Source organism: Mycobacterium sp. ITM-2016-00317, from assembly GCF_002968295.1.
Classification (GTDB): Bacteria; Actinomycetota; Actinomycetes; order Mycobacteriales; family Mycobacteriaceae; genus Mycobacterium.
The window spans coordinates 5,510,764-5,526,593 of sequence record NZ_CP134399.1 but is presented as its reverse complement, the minus strand read 5'-3'; the positions used below and the strand labels follow the sequence as shown (position 1 = coordinate 5,526,593).

At 68.6% G+C, this 15,830-nt stretch carries 13 protein-coding genes and 3 pseudogenes; 5 read left to right on the top strand and 11 right to left on the bottom strand.

What is annotated here, in order from left to right; genetic code table 11:
• Positions 1-35 precede the first annotated feature (35 nt).
• From fabG to C6A87_RS26430, 9 genes and pseudogenes are all read right to left on the bottom strand, one after another.
• Entirely contained in the window at positions 36-815 is a 780-nt protein-coding gene (gene fabG / locus C6A87_RS26470; RefSeq protein WP_311114951.1) for a 3-oxoacyl-ACP reductase FabG, read from the bottom strand.
• A 25-nt stretch (positions 816-840) separates the two neighbouring features.
• Positions 841-1,836, bottom strand: coding sequence for a phosphotransferase (locus tag C6A87_RS26465; protein ID WP_311114950.1), 996 nt, complete (start codon positions 1,834-1,836; stop codon positions 841-843).
• Positions 1,833-2,516, bottom strand: coding sequence for a microcompartment protein (locus C6A87_RS26460; protein ID WP_311114949.1), 684 nt, complete (start codon positions 2,514-2,516; stop codon positions 1,833-1,835). The genes C6A87_RS26465 and C6A87_RS26460 overlap by 4 nt, the downstream gene beginning before the upstream one ends.
• A gap of 9 nt (positions 2,517-2,525) precedes the next feature.
• Positions 2,526-2,807 carry a BMC domain-containing protein gene (locus C6A87_RS26455; RefSeq protein WP_311114948.1) on the bottom strand — a complete coding sequence of 94 codons (282 nt, stop codon included), beginning with the start codon at positions 2,805-2,807 and terminating at the stop codon, positions 2,526-2,528.
• Positions 2,808-2,860: 53 nt separating this feature from the next.
• On the bottom strand, positions 2,861-3,106 hold the full coding sequence (locus C6A87_RS26450) for a EutN/CcmL family microcompartment protein (RefSeq protein WP_003931210.1): 246 nt from the start codon (positions 3,104-3,106) through the stop codon (positions 2,861-2,863).
• A complete protein-coding gene (locus tag C6A87_RS26445) occupies positions 3,103-3,603 on the bottom strand; it encodes a hypothetical protein (protein WP_311114947.1) in 501 nt (166 codons plus the stop codon). The genes C6A87_RS26450 and C6A87_RS26445 overlap by 4 nt, the downstream gene beginning before the upstream one ends.
• Positions 3,600-4,205 carry a BMC domain-containing protein gene (locus C6A87_RS26440; RefSeq protein ID WP_311114946.1) on the bottom strand — a complete coding sequence of 202 codons (606 nt, stop codon included), beginning with the start codon at positions 4,203-4,205 and terminating at the stop codon, positions 3,600-3,602. Before C6A87_RS26440 ends, C6A87_RS26445 begins: the two co-directional genes overlap by 4 nt.
• A gap of 3 nt (positions 4,206-4,208) precedes the next feature.
• A pseudogene (locus C6A87_RS26435) lies at positions 4,209-5,752 on the bottom strand (aldehyde dehydrogenase family protein).
• Entirely contained in the window at positions 5,749-7,029 is a 1,281-nt protein-coding gene (locus C6A87_RS26430) for an aminotransferase class III-fold pyridoxal phosphate-dependent enzyme (protein ID WP_311114945.1), read from the bottom strand. The pseudogene C6A87_RS26435 and the gene C6A87_RS26430 overlap by 4 nt, the downstream one beginning before the upstream one ends.
• A 207-nt stretch (positions 7,030-7,236) precedes the next feature.
• Here C6A87_RS26430 and C6A87_RS26425 point away from each other — a divergent pair, with 207 nt between their 5' ends.
• The 4 genes and pseudogenes from C6A87_RS26425 to C6A87_RS26410 all read left to right on the top strand — a co-directional run bounded on the left by C6A87_RS26425 (position 7,237) and on the right by C6A87_RS26410 (position 13,053).
• Positions 7,237-8,769: an APC family permease gene (locus tag C6A87_RS26425; RefSeq protein WP_311114944.1), complete on the top strand. Its 1,533-nt coding sequence runs from the start codon at positions 7,237-7,239 to the stop codon at positions 8,767-8,769.
• Positions 8,770-8,781: 12 nt separating this feature from the next.
• Complete coding sequence (locus C6A87_RS26420; protein WP_311114943.1) at positions 8,782-11,022, top strand: propanediol/glycerol family dehydratase large subunit; 2,241 nt, start codon at positions 8,782-8,784, stop codon at positions 11,020-11,022.
• Positions 11,019-11,348: a diol dehydratase small subunit gene (locus tag C6A87_RS26415; protein WP_311114942.1), complete on the top strand. Its 330-nt coding sequence runs from the start codon at positions 11,019-11,021 to the stop codon at positions 11,346-11,348. The genes C6A87_RS26420 and C6A87_RS26415 overlap by 4 nt, the downstream gene beginning before the upstream one ends.
• A 56-nt stretch (positions 11,349-11,404) precedes the next feature.
• Positions 11,405-13,053 (top strand): annotated as a pseudogene (locus tag C6A87_RS26410) (diol dehydratase reactivase ATPase-like domain-containing protein).
• Here C6A87_RS26410 and C6A87_RS26405 read toward each other — a convergent pair.
• Positions 13,034-13,680: pseudogene (locus C6A87_RS26405) on the bottom strand (MBL fold metallo-hydrolase). The pseudogenes C6A87_RS26410 and C6A87_RS26405 overlap by 20 nt on opposite strands.
• Positions 13,681-13,969: 289 nt before the next feature.
• Between C6A87_RS26405 and C6A87_RS26400 the strand changes: the two are divergent.
• Positions 13,970-14,860, top strand: a complete 891-nt coding sequence (locus C6A87_RS26400; RefSeq protein ID WP_311114941.1) for an oxidoreductase — start codon at positions 13,970-13,972, stop codon at positions 14,858-14,860.
• Here the strand turns inward: C6A87_RS26400 and C6A87_RS26395 are convergent.
• Positions 14,857-15,825 carry an LLM class flavin-dependent oxidoreductase gene (locus C6A87_RS26395; protein ID WP_311114940.1) on the bottom strand — a complete coding sequence of 323 codons (969 nt, stop codon included), beginning with the start codon at positions 15,823-15,825 and terminating at the stop codon, positions 14,857-14,859. The two genes, C6A87_RS26400 and C6A87_RS26395, sit on opposite strands and share 4 nt — an antisense overlap.
• Positions 15,826-15,830: the final 5 nt, after the last annotated feature.

The window sequence follows — 15,830 nt, the reverse complement described above, 5'->3', positions numbered from 1 at the left end:
CTACAGAATTGGTATAACCAAATGTAGGCTACCGGTCAGAGGTCAGCGAGCGCCTCGGGCGATTCGGGCAGGATCTGGCCGCCGTCGACCACCAGGGACTGCCCGGTGATGTAGGCGGCCTCGTCGGTGGCGAAGAACAGCGCGGCGTTGCCGATGTCGGCGACCTCGCCGAGCTTGCCCGCAGGCACCGAGGCCGCCATCTGGTCCATGTAGGTCTGGCCCATCTCGATCAGGCCCTCGGTGATCACGTTGCCCGGCAGCACCGCGTTGACGGTGATCTTCTTGGGCGCCAACTCGATGGCGGCCGTGCGCAGGAAGCCCAGCTGCGCGGCCTTGCTCGCGCCGTAGTGCGACCAGCCGGGGAAACCCGTGATCGGGCCGGTGATCGACGAGGTGATCACGACTCGGCCGCGCCCGCTGGCGGTCAGCGCGTCCAGGGCGGCCTGCACCATGTAGACGGTGCCTTTGAAGTTCACGCCGACGACCTGCTCGATGTCCTCGGGGGTCAGGTCCTCGATCCGGCCGGACGGGAAGATTCCGGCGTTGGCGCACAGGATGTCCAGGCCGCCGTTGCGTTCGGTCGCGGTCGCGACGACGCGCCGGCAGTCCTCGGGGCTCGCGACGTCGGCGGCGACCCCTGTGACGGTCCCCGGGAGCCCGGCCAGATCCGCGACGGCGGTGTCGATGTCGTCCTGGTTGCGGCCGGTGACGACGACGTTGACGCCCGCCTTGGCGAACGTCTCGGCGATGCCCCGGCCGATTCCCTTGCTTCCGCCGGTGACGACGGCCGAGCGGCCCTGCAGCGAGTTGAACATAGCGATAAGCCCTTTCGGAGCGTGATCAGAAAAGCCGGTGACCGTCGGAGGTCAGATACTGTTCAGCGAGCTTGCAGCTGCCCGCGGCATAGGTCACGGAGATCGCCTGGGATTCCTTGGAATGGCTGTGGCTGCCCATCCAGGCCAGCAGCAGCAGCCGCCGCAGCAGGATGAACGAGGCCAGCATGTCCTCGTCGGCGGCGCTCATCTGCCTGCGGGTGCGATACCCGGCCACCCAGGCGTCCTGCCATTCCGGCACCGAGGGGTGGTCTTCGAAGAACGACACCGCGGTGCCGAAATCGTAGAAGTACCAGCCGAATCCGCAGTCGTCGAAGTCGATCACGGTGATGGTGTCGCCGTCGACCAGCAGGTTGGCCAACCGCAGATCGGCGTGGACCAGGCCGAAGGTGTCGGGTCCGGTGCCGTATTCGGCGAGCCGACTGCTCAACAGCCCTGCGGCCCGGCTGAGCACCTCGGCCTCGTGGTCGCCGACGCCGACCGCGTCACGCCAGCGGCCCCACCGCGGTGCACCCCCCAGGCTGTTCTCCCAGTCCCACGCGAACCGGTTGAACTCGGCGGGGCGCTGCCAACTGCGCGAGTGGTCGTGCAGGGCCGCGGTGATACCGCCCAGCGTGTGGAAGTCGGTGGAGCTCAACGTGTTCTCGTCCGGCTCGGCGCCCGGAACCATCTCGAAATGCACGACATGGCGGTCGGTGCCCTCGTGCTCGACGGTGACCACCCGGCGGCCGTCGTGCGCCGGGATCACGGTCGGCACGGTGATGTCGCTGTCGCGGCGCAGCGCGTCCAGCCACAGCAGTTCGGACTCGATCTGGTCGATGCGGTGGTAGTCCTTACGGTGGACCCGCAGGATCGACCGGTGTCCGCAGCCCGGTTCCTCCACCGAGTAGGTCGCGTTCTCGGACAGGTTCAGCAGCCGCAGTGCCGAGCCCTGCGGCAGGTCGAACGCCGCCAGCGCCTTCTCGGCGACCAACCGGTCGTCGTCGACGTCGTCTGCGCTCAATGGTCACGTCCTTCGATCGCTCCCAGCACCTCGGTGATCCGGTCCCGAGCCGCCACCACATCCTGGGTGCTGCCACTGATGTAGAGCCTGCCAGCCGCACCGATCATCTGCACGTCGACCAGCGTCAGACCGGGCGCCGCGCGCTCGGCCTCGTTGGCCGCCACCGCGGCGAACAGTGCAGGCGTCATCTCGTACACCAACAGCGACTGCCCCGGCAACACCATCGACGCCTGCCGGTTGCGGTTGAGGATCACCGCGTGCTGATCGGTGATGTCCTCGATCACGTCGTAGTACAGGATCCGGGGCCGCAACTGGTCGGTCGCGGCGCTCTGCGTGCCGCTCAGAATGGCCTCGCCGGCGCGGCGGACATCGGCGAGATCGCCCGAGTGGATCTCCAGGACGCCGAATTGCCGTTCGACGTAAAGGATTCCGGGCTGGATACCCGGTACCTCGCGCAACGCCAGGTCGATGACCCGCTCGATCGCCAACGCCGGGGACACCTCGACGATGAGCGCGTGCTCACCGGCGTACGGCGGGTAGCCGCGCGCCCGGGTCGGGGTGCCCAGATATGCGGCGAACTGCTGCTGCAGATCCTCGACGAGGAGGTAGACGCGGATGTCGGTGCGCGCCAGCGCCGGCGACACCGTCGCGGACCCGCTCTGTGCGTTCGACAAAGCCACGGCCGGAGACTACTGCCCGGCGACGGAGAAGTGTGCGCCGAGCTCGTTGTGCGGCCGCGGGATCACGTGCACACTGACGAGTTCGCCGACCTGGGAGGCGGCTTCGGCGCCGGCCTCGGTCGCGGCCTTGACGGCGCCGACCTCACCGGTGACGATGACCGCGACCAGCCCGTCGCCGACCTGCTGGCGATCGGTGATCGTCACGTTGGCGGCCTTGACCATCGCGTCGGCGGCCGCGAGCGCGGCGACGTAACCCTTGGTCTCGATCATTCCGATCGCGTTGCTGGCCATGGTGTTTCTCCTTTGTGTCGGTTATCTGACGTGGGCGGGCCGCAGCCGTGCGGCTAGCCGGTGGGATCGATGGAACCGATGATCAGTGCGTCGACCGGTGGCGGGGTGCCGGTGAACCAGCTCGCCGCGACCGAGCCCTGGGTGACGAGCACCTGTTCGCCCACGCCGCTGCCGAGCACGTCGAATGCGATCAGCCGGGAGCCGGAGCCGTCGACCTCGACTTCCAGGAATGCGCCGGCCGGAATGCCGTCGATGCGGCGGGTCGACCAGACCTGGCCGATGACCGTGCCACGGATCATTTTCGCTCCTTGTGGATCGTCACGCCCAGCGCGCGGGCGCGCTCACGGGCCAGCGGGGTCAGCACGGCGCGGGGGCCGAGGACCAGGGATGCGCCGGCGGCGGCGACGTCGGCGATCTGCCGTTCGGTGACCGCGCCCCGGTCGACGCGTCGGGTGCTGCCGGCTCCGCCGCGCTCGGTGCCGGCGAGCCGGAACGACAGCCGACCGTGCCGCAGGTCGGCACGGGTCTTCGGGTTCTCGAAGAGCCGCAGCAGGTTTCGGACAAACACGTCGAGGTCGCGGTCGTTGCCGATGCGGACGGTGTCCACCCGGGACCGTTCGTCGGCGGCCAGCGGCCCGGTCGCTACGGGACCGTCGGGGACCTTCGCCGGCGCGGCCGCAGGCGGCGCGGGTACCGGCTTCGGGGGCGGCGGGGGAGATGCCGCCACCAGGTCGCCGACGCTCTCACGGATCACCTCTCGGACGAGTTGGCGCAGCGTGTCGCGGTCGATGCTCACCGCACGCTCCGGGCGAGCGCCTCCTCGGCCGCGGATGCGGCCTGGCGGATGTCGGACTCGCTACCGGAGAGGTAAACGCGGCCGGTCGCACCGATCATCCGGAAATCGACGACCTTCACGTCGGCGGCCTTCTCGGCCTCGTTTGTGGCCAGGATCGCGTATGACGCCGGGGACACCTCCAGCACGTACAGGGTTTCGCCGGCCAGCACCATCGAACCGATCTTGTTGCGGTTGATCAGGAACGCGTGCTGGCGGTCGATGCTGGAGATGATGCGCGAGGCGAGGATCTCGGGTGCGGTCGCCGAGCCGGTGTCCCCGCCCAGCTCGGTGAGCGCGGCGTCGGCGGCGGCCTCGACGGCCGAGGTCTCCCCGTGGAACTCGAGGTAGCCGAACTGCCGCTCCACCACGAGGATCCCGGCCTGCACCTCGGCGTGTTTGAGGGCCACGTCGGTGACGCCCTCGATGTCCAGACCCGGGGCCACCTCGATGATCTGGGCGGCCATCCCGGCGCGGGGCAACGCCCCCTTGATCCAGGTGCCCAGGTACGACATCGTCTGCGGCTGAAGCCGGTCGATGAAGATGAACGAACGCAGTTCAGCCACGGGTCACCTCTTGATCAGTTGGGCGAGTTCTTCGGCCACCAGCGCGCGCAGCTCGGCGCGCAGCGCCTCGATACCGGGATCGGCGGCGCGGCGCGGTGCGGGCCGGCGGGCGCCGCGGGGGCGGCGGCGGACGGGTCGTTGGACGCGCGCGGATACGCGGGCACCGGGCCTGCCGGGGACCGCCACGGAGACAGGCCGGCGAAGTTCGGCATCGCCACCGCGGAGTCGGCGTTGTAGGCGATCCGGGCCCAGTTCAGCAGGTTCTCGGGTTGCAGGTTCTCCCCGATGGAGCTACGCCCGACGAATCCGGTGCCGATCGTCATGGACGGGGCGAGGTTGGTCTCCAGTCCGGAGCTTCCGGTGCTGTTGCCGACGTTCACCGAGACCCGCAGCACCGGCACCTGGGCGGCGAATTCGGTGATGACAGTGGGATCTTCGCTGTGGATGGCGGCGGAGTGTCCGGCCCCGGCGATCCGCACCACCGCACGGGCGGCGCGGATGCCGCGGCGCGCGTCGGCGACGGTCGTCATGCCCAGCACGGGGCAGAGCTTCTCGTGGGTCAGCACCTCCTCACCGATGACATCGGTGAACGGCGCGATCAGCACCTTGGTCTTCGCGGTGACGCGCAGACCGATGCGGTCGGCGATCCACGCGGCGTCCCGGCCGACCACCTCGGTGTTCAGCGCGCCGTCGGGGAACATGTACTCGCGCAGCCGGATCGCGGCATCCGTGTCGAGGATGTGGGCGCCGTGGCGGGTCAGCGCCGTGCTGAGTCGCGACGCGACCGCGTCCTCGACGATCAGGACCGACTCGTTGGTGCACAGCACCGAGTTGTCGAAGGCCTTGCTGGCGACGATCCGCCGGGCGGCCGCGTCGATGTCGGCGGTCGCGTCGACGAACACCGGGACGTTACCGGGGCCGACGCCCAGGGCCGGGTTGCCCGACGAGTAGGCGGCGCGCACAACGCCGGTGCCGCCCGTGGCGACGATGACGTCGGTGCGCTCGTCGGACATCAGCGCTTCCACCAGTGGCAGCGACGGTTCGTCGACGACCTGCACGATGCCGTCGGGGGCACCGGCCGCGACGGCCGCCTCGGCCAGCAGTCGTGCGGCGTCCGCCGAGCACTGCTTGGCCCGGGGATGCGGGGCGACGACCACCGCGTTGCGGGTCATCAGCGCCAGGATCACCTTGAAGTACACCGTTGCGACGGGATTGGTGGTCGGGGTCAGCGCCAGCACCACGCCCGCGGGACGCGGGATCTCGACGATCTTGCGGGCGTTGTCGACCCGCGGGGTCACGTAGTCCTGGTCGCGGTAGAACTCGACGATGCCGCGTGAGCAGGCGCGGTTCTTGGTCACCTTGTCCTCGACGACGCCCATCTGCGTCTCCGCGACGGCGGCCGCGGCGAAGCGTTCGGCGTTGCGATGGCCGGCATCGGCGACGGCGTCGACGATCCGGCTCGCCGAGGCGTGGTCGTAGTCGGCGTAGGCGGCCGCGGCGAAGCGCGCCCGCTCGAGTACTTGACCTGCGCGGGCTACCGGGGTCACGGCTTCCTCCGTCCGGTCGCGGCCAGCTTCGCCCGCCCGACCGCGACCTCGACACGGTCGAGTACGTCCTCGCAGAGGTCACGGTTGAGCAGCAGGCCCGGTTTGAATTGCAGGACACGGGGATCCAGGGTCGAGAAGATCGCCCACACCCCGTTCTGGTAGAGCTCGCGCATCACGAACTTCGCCCCCTCGGGGTGGTCGAACTCCAGACCGATGACCACCCCGTTCTGCCGGATGCCGACGAACCAGCCCGGGTTGTCGGCCTGGATCCGGGCCAGGCCCTCGGCGAAGATGTCGGCGATGTAGTGCACCGAGGAGCGCACCTCGGGGCGGCTGGTGATCTCCAGGGTCTTGAGGGCGGCCACGCATCCCAGTTCGGCGCCGCCGAAGGTGGAGATGTGGCCGAAACCGTCCTGTTCGAGCCATTGCGCGGCGCGGTCGCTGAGCAGTGCGGCGGTGATCGGGTACATGCCGCCGGAGAGTCCCTTGCCGGTGACCATGATGTCCGGGTCGATGCCGTGCTTGGTGATGCCCCACATCTCGCCGGTGCGCATCAGCCCGGTCTGCACCTCGTCGGCGATGTAGAGCGCGTCGTAGCGCTCACACAACTGCTTGACGGCTTCCAGGTATCCGATTGGGGGAAGGGGGAATCCGTAGGTGGCGGGGATGGTCTCCATGATCACCGCGGCGACGTCGCGGCCGCGCAGCGCCTGTTCCATCGCGTCGGTGTCGCCGAACGGGACCTGGACGAACTCGTCGGGCCGGTCGGAGAGGAACAGTTTGGCGAACCGGTCGTCGCCGGTGGCGACGGCGAGGCCGGTGTGCCCGTGGTAGGCCTTCACGATCGAGACGATCTTGCGGCGCTGGGTGGCGTGCCGGGCGCTCTTGAGCGCGATGTCGATGGCCTCACCGCCGCCGGACCCGAACGCCACCTTGCTCAGTGACGCGGGCGCGGACTCGATGAGTCTCTGTGCCAGCGCTGTCCGGGCGACCGACGGGAAGTGGTGGTTGCCGACGTCGAAGTGCTGCATGCCGTCGGTGATCGCCTGCATCACTTCGGGATTGCGGTGCCCGAGGTTGTAGGTGCCGCCGTTGAGGTGCATGTCGATGAGCCGGCGTCCGCTCATGTCCCACAGGAAGTACGCTTCGCGTCGGTCGATCACCAGGTCGACGCCTGAGTCGGTCCAGAACTGGGTTTTGTCCGGGTTCCAGAACTCTTTGGCACGTTCCAGCACCTGGGCTTTGGAATCGAACGAGAACGTGCCGTAGTCGTACACGGGACTCCCTGTCGTGCGGTCGGCCGGGGTGTGACCAAAAAGCTAAAGGGTAGGACCATTTCTGTCAATCCCGCCATTCACAGGGGTTGCACAGCTTAATTGGTAGTGCCAATATGTCTGAGTTCCGCACTGTGGTCTAGACCACAGTGCGGATGACCAGTTGCGCTGAACCACTATCTCCTCCTTCGCCCTGGAAGGTCTCTGCACATGACAGAAGACGTCGTTCCCCGTGAAACATCCGCCCCGGACTCGGTCCAACGGCTCAAACGCAACGCCGTCGGAACGTTCGGCGTCATCTTCATGGCGGTGGCCACCGCCGCGCCGATCACCGCGATGGTCGGCAACGTGCCGATCGCGGTCGGGTTCGGAAATGGTTCACACGCGCCGGCCGGCTACCTGGTCGCCACCATCGTGCTGGGCCTGTTCGCGATCGGTTACGCGACGATGGCCAAACACATCACCGCCACCGGCGCGTTCTACGGCTTCATCTCACACGGCCTGGGCCGGGTCATGGGCATGGCCAGCGGCCTGATCATCACGCTCGCCTACATCGTGTTCGAGGCGTCGCTGATCGGCATCTTCGCGTTCTTCTTCCAGAACTTTTTCGCATCCCAGCTCGGTGTCACCATCCACTGGCTGATCCCGGCGCTGCTGATGCTGGTACTGAACTGCGTGCTGACCTACTTCGACGTGAACCTGACCGCCAAGGTCCTCGGCGTCTTCCTGATCACCGAGATCTTCATGCTGGCCCTCGGCGCCGTCGCGGTCGCTGTCAAGGGCGGTGGACCCGACGGCTTCGCGGTCGGCGAGATCCTCAACCCCGTCGGCGCCTTCCAGCCCGCCGCGATCGCCGGTGCCAGCGCCGGCCTAGGTCTGTTCTTCGCGTTCTGGTCGTGGGTCGGGTTCGAATCGACCGCGATGTACGGCGAGGAGTCCAAAGACCCCAAGCGAATCATCCCGCGTGCCACCATGATCGCGGTCCTCGGCGTGGGTGTCTTCTACGTCTTCGTGTCGTGGATGGCCATCGCGGGCACCGGTACCCAGCAGGCGGTCGAGCTGGCGCAGAGTGCGGACACCTCCTCGGAGATCTTCTTCGCCCCGGTGCGCGACACCTACGGCGAGTGGGCGATCACCCTGTTCAACATCCTGCTGGTGACGGGTTCGTTCGCGTGCGGTATGGCGTTCCACAACTGTGCGTCGCGCTACCTGTACGCGCTGGGTCGCGAAGGCCTCTCCAGTGGTCTGCAGAAGACGCTGGGCGCCACGCACAAGACGCACGGGTCGCCCTACATCGCCTCCTTCGTGCAGAGCGGCATCGCGTTGGTGCTGGTGCTGGCCTTCTTCTTCGCGGGCATGGATCCCTACATCCACATGTACACACTGCTGGCCATCCTGGGCACCATGGCGATCCTGATCGTGCAGTCGCTGTGCGCCTTCTCCGTGATCGCCTACTTCCACTTCCACAAGAACCATCCCTCCAGCGCGCACTGGTTCAAGACGTTCCTGGCGCCGCTGACCGGCGGCCTCGGCATGCTCTACGTGGTGTACCTGTTGTGGGAGCACAAGGAATCCGCCGCGGGCGCGGCGTCGGGCACGTTGCTGTTCAAGCTGACACCATGGATCGTGGTCGGCGTGTTCGCCTTCGGCGCGGCGATGGCCTTGTACTTCAAGTTCAAGGACACGCGGCGCTACGAGCTGATCGGCCGGATCGTGTACGACGACAGCGAGATCCGCGAATAGAAGGGTTCTTCAGTGGCTGACGAGTTGGGCAGGTTCCGGGTCCTGGACTCGAAACCTGTCAACCTCGACGGGTTCAGCGTCCCGGACGCCGCACTCGGGCTGATCGCGATGAGCAGCCCGCATGACCCCGCACCGTCGCTGGTCGTTCGTGACGGTGTGGTAGTCGAACTCGACGCCAAAGGCGTCGTCGAGTTCGACGTCATCGACGAGTTCATCGCCCGCTACGGCATCGACCTCGAGGTCGCCGAAGAGGCGATGGCCCTCGATGACCAGACGCTGGCGCGGATGGTGGTCGACATCAACGTGCCGCGGGCGGAGGTGGTGCGGCTGATCGGCGGCACCACCCCCGCCAAGCTGGCGCGGGTCGTCGCGCTGCTGTCGCCGGTGGAGATGCAGATGGCGATGGCCAAGATGCGGGCCCGCCGGACACCGAGCAACCAGGCCCACGTCACCAACCAACTCGACGATCCGCTGTTGATCGCCGCCGACGCGGCCAGCGCCGTCGCGTACGGCTTCCGTGAGGTGGAGACGACGGTTCCGGTACTCGGGGATGCGCCGTCGAATGCGGTCGCGTTGTTGATCGGCAGCCAGGTCGGCACGCCCGGGGCGATGGCGCAGTGCTCGATCGAGGAGGCTCTGGAGCTGCGGCTCGGTCTGCGCGGCTTGACCAGTTACGCCGAGACGATCTCGATCTACGGCACCGAGCAGGTGTTCATCGACGGCGACGACACCCCGTTCAGCAAGGCGATTCTGACGTCGGCGTACGCGTCGCGCGGCCTGAAGATGCGGGTCACCAGCGGTGGCGGTGCCGAGGTGCTGATGGGCGCCGCCGAGAAGTGCTCGATCCTGTACCTGGAGTCGCGCTGCGTGTCGCTGGCGCGCGCGCTGGGCTCGCAGGGTGTGCAGAACGGCGGCATCGACGGGGTCGGGGTGGTGGCCTCGGTGCCCGAGGGTATGAAGGAACTGCTCGCCGAGAACCTGATGGTGATGATGCGCGACCTGGAGTCGTGCGCAGGCAACGACAACCTGATCTCGGAATCCGACATCCGGCGCAGCGCCCACACGCTGCCGGTACTGCTGGCCGGGGCGGACTTCATCTTCTCCGGCTTCGGGTCCATCCCGCGCTACGACAACGCGTTCGCGCTGTCGAACTTCAACGCCGACGACATGGACGACTTCCTGGTGCTGCAGCGCGACTGGGGCGCCGACGGCGGGCTGCGCACCGTGTCCCCGGAGCACCTGGCCGCGGTGCGCCGACGCGCGGCCAAGGCCGTCCAGGCGGTCTACCGCGACCTCGGTCTGGCCGACTACGACGACGCCCGGGTCGAGGAAGTGGTGGCGGCCAACGGGTCTCGCGACCTGCCTGCCGGCCACCCGAAGATGGTGGCCGAGGCCGCGGCGTCGATCGAGGCCAGGCAGCTGACGGTGTTCGACGTGATTGCGTCACTGCACCGCACCGGGTTCACCGACGAAGCCGAGTCGATCGCGACACTGACCCGCGAACGGCTGCGCGGCGACCAGTTGCAGACCTCGGCGATCTTCGACGAGCAGTTCCGGGTGTTGTCCAAGCTCACCGACCCCAACGACTATCGCGGCCCGGCAACGGGGTACGCACTCACCGACCAGCGCCGTGCCGAGATCGACGCGATCCGGCAGGCGCGCAGCAGCGCCGAACTGACCGCCGACCAGGAGCAGCACCGGGGGCACGTGCTGGTGACCGAGGTGGAGCCTGCCGGGCAGGGCAGCGACCCGCGTGAGGTGTGCATCGGGCTCTCGCCGGCCTGGGGCCGCAGCGTGTGGCTCTCCCTGTGCGGGCTGCCGATCGGAGAGGTGCTCAGGCAGATCTCGGCGGGTCTGGAGGAGGAGGGCTGCATCGCGCGCACGGTGCGGGTGCGCTCGACGATCGACGTCGGCCTGATCGGACTGACCGCTGCCCGACTGTCGGGCTCCGGTATCGGAATCGGGTTGCAGGGCAAGGGCACCGCGCTGATCCACCGCCGAGACCTGGCGCCGCTGGCGAACCTGGAGTTGTTCAGCGTGGCACCGTTGCTGACCGCGAAGATGTACCGCGAACTCGGCAAGAACGCCGCCCGCCACGCCAAGGGGATGGCACCGGTGCCGATTTTCACCGGCGGCACCGACGAATCGATCTCCGCGCGTTACCACGCCAGGGCGGTGGCGCTCGTCGCGCTGGAGCGCGACGCGTTCGAACCCGGGCTGCCCCCGGTCACGGTGAAGGTGGAGAAGCCATGAGCGATATCACCGTCGGCAACGCGGTGGACGGCAAGCTCGGCCTGGGCGATCTGCGGATGGATCCGGCGGTCCTGACGCATCAAGCCGAGGTGGCCGCCGTCGGCGGCAACCCGCAACTGGCCGAGAACCTGCTGCGTGCAGCCGAATTGGCGACTTTCGACGACGAACAGGTGATGGCGCTCTACGAGGCGCTGCGCCCGTACCGGTCGACGGCCACCGAACTGGCCGAGCTGCAAACCACGTTGCTCGCCCGCGGCGCCCCGCGCTGCGCCGCACTGGTCGAACAGGCCGCCGCAGCCTACGTCCGTCGCGGCCTGCTGCGTTGACCACACCAGGTCCGGTGGTCGCGGGAATCGACGTCGGCAACCACACCACCGAGATCATGCTCGCGCGGGTGGTGGACGGCGCCGTCACCACCGTGGCGCACGGGCAGGCGCCGACCCGGGGGCGCAAGGGCGGCGTGGAATCACTGCGCGGCGCCGCGGCGCTGTTGCACAAGATCGAGGTCGAGGCGGGCCTGCGCGCCGACGAACTGCTGCTGGCGGCGTTGCGGCCGGTCGACACCGCGACCGCGCCGATCCCGCCCGCCTACTCGGCGTCGGCGCCCGTGCGGAGTCTGCGCAGGCCGGATGCGTCCACCCCGGCCGGTGCCGGACATGCTGTCGGCCAACATGTCCCATTGACCGGACTGGGTGAGGAACCGATTCGGGGGCCGGTGGTGGTCTCGGTCGACGACACCACGGACTTCGAGGTGGCCGCCGGTGAGATCAGCGCGGCCGTCGCTCGCGGCTGGCAGGTGGTCGGCGTGGTGGTCGCCCAGGACGACGCGGTGCTGATCCGCAACCGGATCCCGGTGGACGTGCCCGTCGTCGACGAGGCCGACGTCGCCGGGCTGGCCCCGGGTGTGCTGGTCGCGGTCGAGGTGGTCGAGGAAGGACGCGCCTACCGCGCCCTCGCCGATCCGATCGCGCTGTCGGCGGCGCTGCGGCTGCCCGCCGACCGGCTGCACGAGGTCGCCGAATTCTGCCGTGAGCTGGCCGATTCGGCGGCCATCGCGGTGACCGCGCGTACGGAGACCCAGGCCGCCCCCGATCCGGACGACGACTACGTCGACATCGTGATCGACGGCGCGCTCGCGCGATACACCCCCGGGCAGGCGCACGGGGTGCTGCGGCGGTCGGCGCCGGGCTGTGTCAGGGCGGTGCGGCTGCGTACGGTCCGGCCGCGGCCGACGGCCTTCCCGTGCATGATGCGTTCTTCACCGATCTGACGACGATCGACAACGGCGCCTGGCTGCGGCGCGGTGTCGCCGACGCGCAGGGCACGGTCGTCGCACTGCTGGCCGCGGAGGAGGCCGCCGACGCGGCCGCCACCCTCGGGGAGCTGACCGGGCGGCCCACGTACACGCTGGGTTCGGAGCCGGAGGCGGCGGCGTGGGGCGCGCGCACCACCCCGGGTATCCCGGCCGGCGCTGTGGTGTGCGATATCGGCGGTGGCACAGTCGATCTCATCGGTGACGACCGGACGGCCGTCGCTGCCGGGGCCGGGGAGTCGATCACCGTCGCGGTGGCCCGGGTGCTGGGGATCCCGCGGGGGCTGGCCGAGACCGTCAAACGTACCCCCGCGGTACGGGTCGAGGGCCCGCACGTCGCGCACGAGGAGGACGGGCGACGGGTATTCCTGGACACGCCGGCCTCCTCGGATGCCATCGGACGGCTGTGCACCCGCGGCGGTGCCGGACTGGTGCCGTTCTCGGACAGGCTGGCTGCCGAGGAGTGGCGCAGCCTGCGGCTGGCGATCAAACAGGAGACGGTCGCGGCGAACATCGCCCGCTGCCTCACCGCGTTCGAGGCGCCGCCCGTCGCGCTGGTGCTGGCCGGCGGTGGCGCGCTCGACGACGAGTTGCTGCGCACGGTCGCCGAGGCGCTGCGCGGCGCCCGGGTGGTGGTCGGGCGCGCGGACATCGACGGCGCGCACGGGCCGCGGTTCGCGGTGGCGCGCGGCCTGGTGGCTATGTACGCGCAGCGCTAGGCAGCCCGGCGATCGCGTCGGCGATGTGTCCGCGCCACCGGTCGTGATCGACCTCGTGCACCGCCGAATCGCCCTGGAAAGCACTGGAGATCACGAAGTCCGGGGAGACGTCGGCCAGTACGCGCAGGCTCGCGGCGATGGTGTCGGCATCGTGGGGCTGGTGGAAACCCTCGATGTAGCCGGCCACCACCGGCCTTCGGGGCTGCGGAACAGGGTGTCGCCGGTGAACAGGTACCGACCGTCGGCGCCGGTCACCAGGTAGCAGACGCTGCCGGGGGAGTGGCCGGGGGTCGGGATGATCTCGACACCGTTGTGATCGACGTAGCGGCCCTTCGACGGGACGTCGACGTGGGCGTGACCGGTGATGTCGGACAGGTCGGCCGCCGCGGCGTGCAGGGTGGAGCCGAAACGGTCGGCGATACGGGCGAGCATCGGACCGGCCTCGTCGCGGTGCGACAGGTACTGGTCGTTGACTCCGCCGAGCGAGGCGAGCTCGTCGAACTCGGCGTCGGTGCCCGGGGAGTAGAACAGGATGTTGGCCGGCTGCCACAGGTAGGCGTGCGTGGTCAGGCCGGGAAACGGTGAGAAGGTTGCGGTTTCCCACAGATCGCTGAGTACGTGTTTCATGCGCTCCACCGTGCAACCTCAACCTCCGTTCAGGTCAAGGGTCACCATCGCGGGGGAAACGTCAGCCGAGCTCGGCGAGCTGCTTGACCGCGGCGGCGATGCTGTCGATCCACCGTGCCGGGGATCCGTCGTCGGGCATCACGATCGCGGTCTCGCGGTGTCGCCGAGCGCGAGTAGGTCGAACGCGTTACGGACGTGGTTCGGGGCTGACCATTGACCGCCCTGTGGATGTGCGGAAGCTCAGCCCAACATCCCCCACCGGACGGGCGCCCAGCTATCCTCAGCGACAGTGACCAGCACGCCGTGGACCCTGACCGACGCCAGCCGCCAGGATGGGCGCGTCGCCGTGATCACCGGCGCCAACAGTGGCATCGGCCTGGAGGTCGCTCAGGGGCTGGCCACGCTCGGCGCCACCGTCGTGCTGGCCTGCCGCAGCCGTGACGCGGCGACCACAGCCCGGGCAGCCATCACGCAACGCCATCCCCGCGCAGTGACCGAGTTCGCCCCACTGGATCTCGCCGACCTGAGCTCGGTGCGACGCTGCGCCGACACTCTGCGCCAGCGGCACAGCCGAATTGACCTGCTGATCAACAACGCCGGCATCAGGCAGCGAACGCGTGCCGAGACCAGCGACGGCTTCGAGACTCATTTCGGTGTGAACTTTCTGGGCCACTTCGCTCTGACCGGGCTCTTGAATGACAGAACACAACGCGTGGTCATGGTGAGCAGCGTTACGCACCGTCGCGGCATCATCGATTTCGACGATCTGAACAGCGACAGGAAGTACCGCGGTGCGCGGGCATACGCCAATTCGAAACTCGCACAAGTACTTTTCATGTACGAGCTGAACCGTAGACACGGTGCATGTTGTCTCGCCGCTCATCCCGGCAGCGCCCGCACCGCCCTGCTGCGCGACCAGGGCTGGCAGAAGTTGGCCTATCACCCGCTGCTGCGTTTCTCCACATCGTGGTTCGTTCAAGACGCCGACGCCGGAGCGCTGCCCATCCTGCGTGCCGCGGCCGACCCGGCAGCCGTGGCCGGTGACTTCTACGGCCCCGGTGGCCGATTCCAGACCATCGGGCCGCCTGTCAAGGTCGACTCCGCCGCATCAGCCCGTGATCCGCTCACCGCCGCGCGGCTGTGGGAAGCCGCCGAATCTCTCACCGGCGTGACGTTTTAGCGGGGCACCTGCGGCAGCACCTCGTCGACCACGCGCCGCAGGTATGTCCACGCGATGTCAGGCGGCAGTCCGCCGCACAGCGGATGCAATGACAGGACACCGTCCCGGGCGATGGCTTCGACCGCCTGCTCGACGGTGTAGATGCGGTGGCTGCCGTTCTCGGCGCGCAGCGCATCGATGGTGTTCGCCTTGGACAGACTGACGATGTGGGGGTCGTGATGGCCGTGCGCGTAGCTGACCGCGTCATGCAACAGGTAAGGCCCGATCTCCTGCCAGGCGCGATCTACGTCATCCGCGACGAACACAGTGGTCGGGAATCCCGGCCGTGGCTGCTGCACCCTCCCGGGCGCGTGGCCGTGCCGGGTGCACTCGTCGTAGTAGGCCTGCACCACCTCGGGCAGATTGTTCTGCGCGTTGAACCCCAACCCGAACCGGGCCGCGCGTCGCGCGGCCTGTGGCGTCCCCCCACCGTAGGAGATGCGCACCTTACCCTCGGGCGCGGGCTGAGCCAGGACACTGCGTCCGTCGTCATTGAACCGCTCGCCGCCTAGGGCTTTCAGCAGAATGTCCAAGTGGCTGTCGGCCAGCTCACCACGGCGGTGGTAGTCCACCCCCAGAGATTCGAACTCCTCCGGCCGATACCCGATTCCCAGGGTGTAGGAGATGCGCCCACCGCTGAGGTGGTCGAGCACACCGATGTCCTCGGCCAACCGGACCGGGTTGTACAGCGGCAGGATCAGGGCGCTCACCGCGATCGGTGCCGACTTGGTGCGGGCCGCCAGTGCTGCGGCCATCGGCAGCGGGCTTGGCAGGAATCCGTCCTCGGCGGCGTGATGCTCGGAGACGACCAGCAGGATCAACCCGCGGGTCTCGGTCCATTCGGCCATCTCCAGCGCGGCCGGATACAGGATCGATGGCGGCGTGCCACCGGCGGGCGCGCGCATGTCGAACCGCAGAGTGAACACCTGCC

What these genes read in the sequence shown, in the direction of transcription:
- C6A87_RS26455 (WP_311114948.1), bottom strand. Translation starts at nt 2,807, where the DNA reads ATGGCCAGCAACGCGATCGGAATGATCGAGACCAAGGGTTACGTCGCC.
- C6A87_RS26450 (WP_003931210.1), bottom strand. Translation starts at nt 3,106, where the DNA reads ATGATCCGTGGCACGGTCATCGGCCAGGTCTGGTCGACCCGCCGCATC.
- C6A87_RS26425 (WP_311114944.1), top strand. Translation starts at nt 7,237, where the DNA reads ATGACAGAAGACGTCGTTCCCCGTGAAACATCCGCCCCGGACTCGGTC.
- C6A87_RS26415 (WP_311114942.1), top strand. Translation starts at nt 11,019, where the DNA reads ATGAGCGATATCACCGTCGGCAACGCGGTGGACGGCAAGCTCGGCCTG.
- fabG (WP_311114951.1), bottom strand. Translation starts at nt 815, where the DNA reads ATGTTCAACTCGCTGCAGGGCCGCTCGGCCGTCGTCACCGGCGGAAGC.